The organism is Anaerocolumna sp. (genome assembly GCF_032079385.1).
Lineage (GTDB): Bacteria > Bacillota > Clostridia > Lachnospirales > Lachnospiraceae > Anaerocolumna.
In genome coordinates this window covers 1-8,015 of record NZ_DAMAUC010000049.1, presented here as the reverse complement: position 1 = coordinate 8,015, position 8,015 = coordinate 1, and the positions used below count along the sequence as shown (strand labels likewise).

Genomic DNA, 8,015 nt, shown 5'->3' with positions numbered 1-8,015 from the left:
TGGCACTAATCTAGCTAGTGAAAGTCTAGCCACGGGTATTTACCGCCAAGTGTAGTGAACCACAAGTTGGTATCAGTAATGGTATGGATGAAGGAAGTGGTGTAGCGAATTTCTTGAGCCTACGAACAGAAACTTAATAAGGCAATTAGATGGGTAAGGTTGCAATACAAGTCAAAACCCAAAAGGTAAACGTAAACCGAAGTTGTAAATTAAGAGGTTGTGGAAGGGAAGATTAGTGTCTTACCCTGGGAGACCCTACCCACATATCAGAAGATATGGTCGAAAAAGATTTGGGGAGGGAGTCAGATGGAGTTATAGTAGGTGTAATAGCTGAAGGATTGAAGCGGTTTATAGTACAAATCGCTATTCATAAAAGGATGCATGAGCTAGAAATCGGATGGACAGGAAAGGTAGGAACGTAACCGAGGGATACTGTCTATATCTAGAGGGGTGATATGCATAAATGTTAAAGTAGGCAGAGGAGTAACGACAATGGAATTAATGGAAGTGATATTAACAAAAGAAAATCTAAACCAAGCCTATAAAAAGGTAGTTGCCAATAAAGGTGCAAGTGGAATAGACGAAATGACAATGAAAGAGCTGGGAAACTATATTAGAGAAAATCAGGAATCAATTATAAGTTCTCTTAGAAATAGGACTTATTTTCCACAACCTGTGCGACGAGTGTATATACTCAAAAGTAATGGAAAAAAATGAGACCTTTAGGAATACCAACTGCATTAGATAGAACAATTCAACAAGCAGTAGCACAGCCAATATCAGACATTTATGAAAAAGTATTCAGCGAGTACAGCTATGGATTTCGTCCAAATAGGAGTTGCCATGATGCAATAAAACAAGCATTAGAATACTTAAATAATGGATATGAATGGGTAATAGATATAGATATTGAGCAGTTCTTCGACAAAGTAAATCATGATAAATTAATTCAAATTCTTAGAGAACAAGTAAATGATAGCAGTGTCCTAAATCTCATTCGTAAATATCTACGAGCAGGAATAATGGAGAAAGGAATTATTAAAGCTACTAAAACAGGTGTACCTCAAGGAGGACCTATTTCAGTTATACTTTCAAATGTGTATCTTGATAAGTTAGATAAGGAATTAGAGGGGCGTGGTCTGCGTTTCGTAAGATACGCAGATGATGTACTGATATTCACTAGAAGTGAAGTAGCCGCGAATCGAGTAATGACCTCAATATCAAGTTGGATTGAAAGAAAACTATTTCTAAAAGTAAATGCGACAAAGTCCAAAGTAGACAGACCGACGAGAAGTAAGTATCTAGGATTCACATTCCTAAAGAATGGTGGAGAATGGAAAGTAAAGCCTACAAATGAGAAGAAAGCGAAGTTATACCAAGTAATGCGTGATTATCTCAAAAGAGGAAAAGCAATCGCAAGACCTTTAGAAATTACTATAAAAAGGGTAAATCAAATAGCTATAGGATGGATTAATTACTTTCGAATTGGAATGATGAAGCAATTCATGGATGAGTTTGGTCAGTGGTTAAGGCATAAAATAAGAGTAATTGTTATAAAACAATGGAAAAAGCCAAAGACCATCTTTAAAAACCTTAGTTATTTAAATCGTAAATATAATAATGGGTTTAATAACGAAAGCATCTTCAAAGTAGCTAATTCAAGACTAGGGTGGTACAAAAGATGTAGTATGAATGTTGTGAACTATATTTTAAGTCCTACACTGTTAGAAACAAAAGTAAAGGACGGAGCAAACCTGCTCAATCCTTTACAATACTATCTAAGAAAAGTTGGAATATAAATTGTAGAGCCGTATACGTGACCCGTACGTACGGTTCAATGAGAGGGAAATAATTCTTAGCAATTATTTTTCTACTCTATTCTATTAAACCCATTCAGAATTCTTAGAAATCTCCCTGTTGGTAGTGTATTAGTAACCCGTTAGTAACACTATTTTTTTGCTTATTCTTATCTACTCCATTCATTGCTAGTTGGGATATATAAGTAGGGCCTTGCCATTGATATATAAGTAGGAGCCTTTCCGTGTCAAAACTATATCCTTTATCTATGAACCAAAAGCTTCTTGTATTCTTTCTCCCGCATCATAAAGAGTTATCATAATGAACTGATTGCAGATAATACCAATGGGCAGGTGCGGATTGCAAACTTTATTAGCAGTTTTGTTTTTGTAAAATACAGAAAAACATTGGAAGAAAAAACTGTCTATTCGTTAGAAAAATTTTATTTTACAGCAAAAATTAATGAAAATAAAGAATTTGATATAATTATTAAATTTTAGCTTGCGTATGTGCCAGAAGTGTGTTATAAAATTAACATACATGTTCTAAAACATGTTCTAATTTATTGCAAGAGGACTTAATTACAGTTCATCTTGTACTTATGGGAGGAATTTATGAAACACAATTTTTACAAAGGTACTGTTAAGAAAATGCTAAGCATTGGTTTAGTAGCAATGTTTACAGTTACAGCATTCGCTGGTTGCGCAAAAAGTAATGCTGACACTAAGAACCCGACCATTGCACCCACGCAAAGCGCATCCTCTGAAGACGCTGAGATTGCTTATAGTGCTGGTACATATTCAGCTACCGTCACCGGTATGCATGAGATGACAGTAACAGTTACTGTATCTGATACAGCAATTACTGACATCCAGATTGACCATAAGGAAACTCCTGGTGTCGGTGAACCTGCAATCAAATCAATTTCTGCTGAAATCATTGAGATTCAAGGCCTTGCTGTTGATGCAGTATCCGGCGCTACACTAACAAGTAATGCTATTATTGAAGGTGTTACAGAATGCTTAAAGCAGGCCGGATTAAGTGAGAGCGAAATTAATTTGCTCCTAACTGTTAAAAAGATAACAGAACAAGCGGAGGATCAAGAGCTGACAGCTGATGTCCTGGTTATCGGTGCAGGAGGTGCCGGAATGGCAGCCGCAGTAACTGCTAATCAGGCAGGTAAGACGGTTATAGTTATTGAAAAAGCCAGTAAAATGGGTGGTAATACGATTTTATCGGGTGGTGCTCTGAATGCTGTTGATGAAGGAAGTGAGACGGCGATTGCTAACAAGGATAGCGTTGAAAACCACTACAATCAGACCTTTGAAGGTGGAGATAAGAAAGGTGATTCTGTACTTGTACATACACTGGTTGACAATGCCTGGCCAGGAGTAGAGTGGCTCAAAAGCTTAGGAATGGAATTCTTTGACGGTGTATTCACAGTAACTGGAGGCATGTGGCCTCGTGCCCATAAGCCAGTAGAACCCGAAGGTACAGGATTCTTTAAAACCTATCAGAATTATATTGATAATCATACCGGAATTACTATGGTTTACAATACTACAGCAAAAGAATTTATCATGGAAGATGGCGTGGTTACTGGAGTAGTATGTACCGGTGAAACAGGAAATACGGTTACTGCCAAGGCTACTAACGGTATTATACTGGCTACTGGTGGTTTCGGTAGAAATGTAGAAATGCGTATGAAATATAATGAAATTAGTAAAAAGTGGCCGACTCTTGACGAAACCATTCCAAGTACTAATACGAGCGGAATTACCGGTGATGGTATCATAATGGCTGAAGCAATAGGTGCTAATCTTGTACAGATGGAGAATATCCAGCTACTGCCCTTAGGTGATCCTGAAACAGGAAGTCTCTCCGGTAACATCGAGCATGCGGTTGAAAGCAGAATATTTATTAATCTGGAAGGCAACCGATTTGTAAATGAAGGCGGACGTCGTGATGATATGACTCTTGCTTTATTTGAGCAACCGGAGACTAAAATGTATATTGTAATGGATAGCGATACATATCAGAAGGGAAACGAAATAAACAACTTTGGTGAGAGCATTGCAGATTTGGTATCAGCGGGACGTGCATTAAAAGCAGAGACCCTGGAGGAGCTTGCCGGATTAATGAATGTTCCTGCCGATAATCTGATAGCATCCGTAGAAGAATATAATCGTTATTGCAAAGGCGGAGATCTGGAAGGTCAGACTGATAAATTTGGCCGAACATTATTTACCGATACGGATGGTGTAAATAATGGCATTAATAACGGGCCTTACTATGCGGCTATTCGTGTGCCTACCGTTCATCATACCATGGGCGGTGTGCAAATCAATGAGCAGGCACAGATTATTGATACGAATGGAAATGTAATTACCGGACTTTTTGCAGCTGGTGAGGTAACAGGAGGAATTCATGGAACGAACCGCTTAGGTGGTAACGCGTTAACGGATACCGTGGTATTCGGACGTATCGCAGGGACGAATGCTGCAGCATTTGAAAGATAAACATTAATGAAATTGAATAAGGCAAAGGATATGAGAAGAGGGAGTTTTCGGCCCTCTTCTCTTGCATTTGTAGAAAAGGATATGTTATGATGTAGGTAGTATTTTAATATTTTAAGTATTGATAGACTGAAAAATGGCACCTAGGATAGGGGGATACTACATGAATTCTGAATTAAAATATATAGCACGAAAGCAAGAATTGCTTGCTCAGATTACGGATCTTATTAATACAGAAGGATATGCCAATCTTACTGTAAGGAAGATTTGCCATTGTCTGGGGATATCAACAGGGTCGTTTTATCATTATTTCCCTTATAAAGGGGAGTTAGCATGGATTTTATTTGCAGATATTGATGACTATTTTAATAATGAAGTTGTACGCAAGTTTACAAAAAATGAGGCAGATAATCTGCTTATCTTCGGAGAGGAATACGGAAACTATGTTACGGAAAGAGGAGTGGAAACCTGTCGCTACATCAGTCTGGCACCGTTAAGGGATGCTAGTAATAATTACATGGATGAGAAGCGGGGAATTTTTCAGATATTACTTAACATAGTCCTCAGAGGAGAGGAAAAGAAACAACTGAAGCTAGCAGGGACCGATGCAATAGATACTGCACGTATGCTGATGATTGTTTTAAGAGGCTTTAGTGCTGACTGGGCAAAGCATAATGGCAATTATAGCTTACCTGAGGCTATTTTACCCGTCATGAAGTTATTAAGCGTGAGCCTTACGAATAAGGAATAATACTGGAGGCACTCGGTATATTCGATATCAAGCCGTTTGTAGGTCAGAATGTGGCAGTACACTTGACTAGAAAAATGAAGACATAAAGAAACTAGTTAAATAATAATTTACTTCTGGTATTTATAAATTAGATTCGCGTCTGTTAGGGAAAAACCTGGCAGACGTGTTTTTTATTATTTGATATACTAATCGTTATATTAGGAAATTTTCTTTACGCAGCAGGTGTAGCCTTCTTTCTTCTGCCATCAGGACTGATTACTGGAGGAACAACCGGTATAGCATTAAGTATTAATAATTTTAGTGGTTTGCCTGTATCATATCTTGTCTTTGGTTTTAATGTAACCATGTTCATTTTGGGATTATTGGTTCTTGGAAAGAATTTTGCACTAACAACTTTGGTTAGTACATTATCAGGGCGGGGGCAAGTACAGGCGGGATGGATATATCACCGTTGATTATCAATAAATACACCCGTATATCGGTTTCAGTAAGTTTATATGTTTTTGACTGCATAATACTTGCATTACAGGCCGCTTTTAGTGATAAAGAAAAAGTCCTCTATGGTATTGTTTTGGTGCTGGTATATACCATTGTTTTGGACCGGCTTCTTATGCTTGGTACAAACAAAATGCAGTTAAAAGTAGTAAGCAATAAAGCGGAGGCGATAAAGGCAGCAATTATTTCTGAGATTGACAGAGGCGTTACTCTTTTACATGGCAGGACAGGGTATTTGGAAAAAGAGACGGATATTTTATTAAGCGTGGTTTCAAACCGGGAACTTTATAAGGTAGAAAAATTAGTGCATCAAATAGATGAAGATGCTTTTGTCATTTAGCCGTGTCAGCGAAGTAAGGGGAAGAGGGTTTAGTATCTTTGTTTTGATTTGCCTACAGAGGTGAATACTCATCTACACCATTGCTTTTTAAATGTATCTGTCAATTAAATTATTAAATCCACGTTTTCAAGGAAAACTGGATGTTTCTCAAATCAATCAAAAGGAGTCAACCATGTAGTATTAGAGATGATTATTACCGAACTGACCGGGCGAGGTCAAAGTCAGTAGCATAGTGAAAATCCCGGAGTTAACGAGGTGGCACTTTGGAGGATTAGACCCAGCCAACAGGTGCAGGAATGTGTTTTTACCTTGACCAAGATGCACAGGATATGTTGGAGGAATACCATAATGCGATGGATATTCTCTCCGGCCATCAAATCAAATACCTGTATCTGAAGGGAACTAAGAATTACTGCTCAATATTTTGGCAGAAATGAGTTTGAGAATGTTATTATATAGTTGATGTGATAAAATTAATATGAAATGAGGTGATAGGATTGAAGTATGTGAATGGAAAAGAAATTTTACCAGAGGAATTATTAGATAAAGTTAGAAAATATGCAGAGGGAGTATACATATATATTCCTAAACATGATTCTAAGAAAAGTAAATGGGGAGAAAAAACAAATTATCATCGTGAAATGGAGTTACGGAATCAGCACATATATGATAAATATCTTGAAGGCGTTAAAATGTCATTATTAGCGGAGCACTATCACCTGTCATTACAAAGTATAAGAAGGATCATTTTGTCACAAAAAAGAAAAATGGAGAGAGTAATAGTTATGATAGAAGAATTACTGAAAGAATGGAATATAGAGGCTACTCCTGTTCAGATATATCATTCGGCATGGAACATTAACAATTCATATGTTTTAAAAACATACGACAATCCTAATGGATTACAAAGAAATATTGTAATGATGAAAACGCTTCATGAAGCAGGAATTCCGGTTCCGGAGATTATTAAATTACCGGACGGGAGAGACTACTTGATACATAATAGTGCTATGTATATTCTTACTACAAAATTGAATGGAAAGAATATTGTCAATCTGAATAAATGTGATGATATATGGTTTTTTGAATTTGGAGCAATATTGGCTAAACTCCATATTGCATTTCAGGAATGCGCAAAGAGTATTAGTTATTGGAATAATAGTATGCTTGAAGAAATGCAAGGCTGGGTAAGCAGAAACTTACTGAAATTAAAGCCGGAATATCTGGAACCAGAAGATATAAAGAATTCTATAGATGAGTTATCAGAAATTTATGATGATTTGCCGAAACAGTTAATTCACAGAGATGTCCATCTGGGGAATTTTTTGTTTGACAACGGAGTATTTTCTGGATATATAGATTTTGATTTAAGCCAAAGTAATATACGAATATTTGATTTGTGCTACTTTTTATTAGGAATTCTTCTGGAAGAAGATAATAATCGTGTTGAGGAAGAAAAGTGGTATGAAATCATTAGACAGGTAATAAGTGGTTACGATTCGACTACGCCATTAAGTAGTATTGAAAAAAATGCCATAGCTTGTGTGATGAAGAATATTGAATTACTATTTACAGCATATTATTTAGGAGTAGGAGATGAAAAATTAGCAAGGGACTCCGCTAAATTATTTTCATTTGTTAAGCAGAATGAAGATAAAATACAGAGTATAATGAAATAGTGATTTACTTTCTGGCGTTTATAAAGTGGGAAAGATATTATGAATAGTATATAATCATCATTTCATGGAGTACATCCTGAGTATAAGATAATGCAGACTGCATGAAATAATCTGGCAGGTTTGACATGAAATCATATGAAAATCCAAAATAAAGGGATTGAAGTTTGAAAAAAATTATGGTATAAATAATTAAAAGTATTAGGCAAGTGCCTTGATCCACGTCTGTTAGGGAAAAACCTGGCAGACGTGTTTTTTATGGAGGTTTTTATGAAAAAAACGAAATTGTTATTTGATATGCTAATCGTTATATTAGGAAATTTTCTTTATGCAGCAGGTGTAGCCTTCTTTATTCTGCCATCAGGACTGATTACCGGAGGAACAACCGGTATAGCATTAAGTATTAATAATTTTAGTGGTTTGCCTGTATCATATCTTGT

6 protein-coding genes and 1 pseudogene are annotated in these 8,015 nt (G+C 36.5%); all 7 read left to right on the top strand.

Going from position 1 to position 8,015, the window contains the following annotated elements; genetic code table 11:
• Positions 1–492: 492 nt before the first annotated feature.
• Positions 493–717, top strand: a complete 225-nt coding sequence (locus RT261_RS20785) for a hypothetical protein (RefSeq protein ID WP_313135078.1) — start codon at positions 493–495, stop codon at positions 715–717.
• Positions 714–1,799 (top strand): group II intron reverse transcriptase/maturase, encoded by a 1,086-nt coding sequence (ltrA, locus tag RT261_RS20780; RefSeq protein WP_313135077.1) that lies wholly within the window; start codon positions 714–716, stop codon positions 1,797–1,799. Before RT261_RS20785 ends, ltrA begins: the two co-directional genes overlap by 4 nt.
• 612 nt (positions 1,800–2,411) lie before the next feature.
• A complete protein-coding gene (locus RT261_RS20775; RefSeq protein WP_313135076.1) occupies positions 2,412–4,316 on the top strand; it encodes a flavocytochrome c in 1,905 nt (634 codons plus the stop codon).
• A 160-nt stretch (positions 4,317–4,476) separates the two neighbouring features.
• Complete coding sequence (locus RT261_RS20770; protein WP_313135074.1) at positions 4,477–5,064, top strand: TetR/AcrR family transcriptional regulator; 588 nt, start codon at positions 4,477–4,479, stop codon at positions 5,062–5,064.
• A gap of 182 nt (positions 5,065–5,246) precedes the next feature.
• A pseudogene (locus tag RT261_RS21065) lies at positions 5,247–5,963 on the top strand (YitT family protein).
• A gap of 442 nt (positions 5,964–6,405) precedes the next feature.
• Positions 6,406–7,578, top strand: coding sequence for a CD3324 family protein (locus tag RT261_RS20760; protein ID WP_313135079.1), 1,173 nt, complete (start codon positions 6,406–6,408; stop codon positions 7,576–7,578).
• A gap of 255 nt (positions 7,579–7,833) precedes the next feature.
• The coding region (locus tag RT261_RS21060; protein WP_313135073.1) for a YitT family protein at positions 7,834–8,015 on the top strand (182 nt) is incomplete at its 3' end.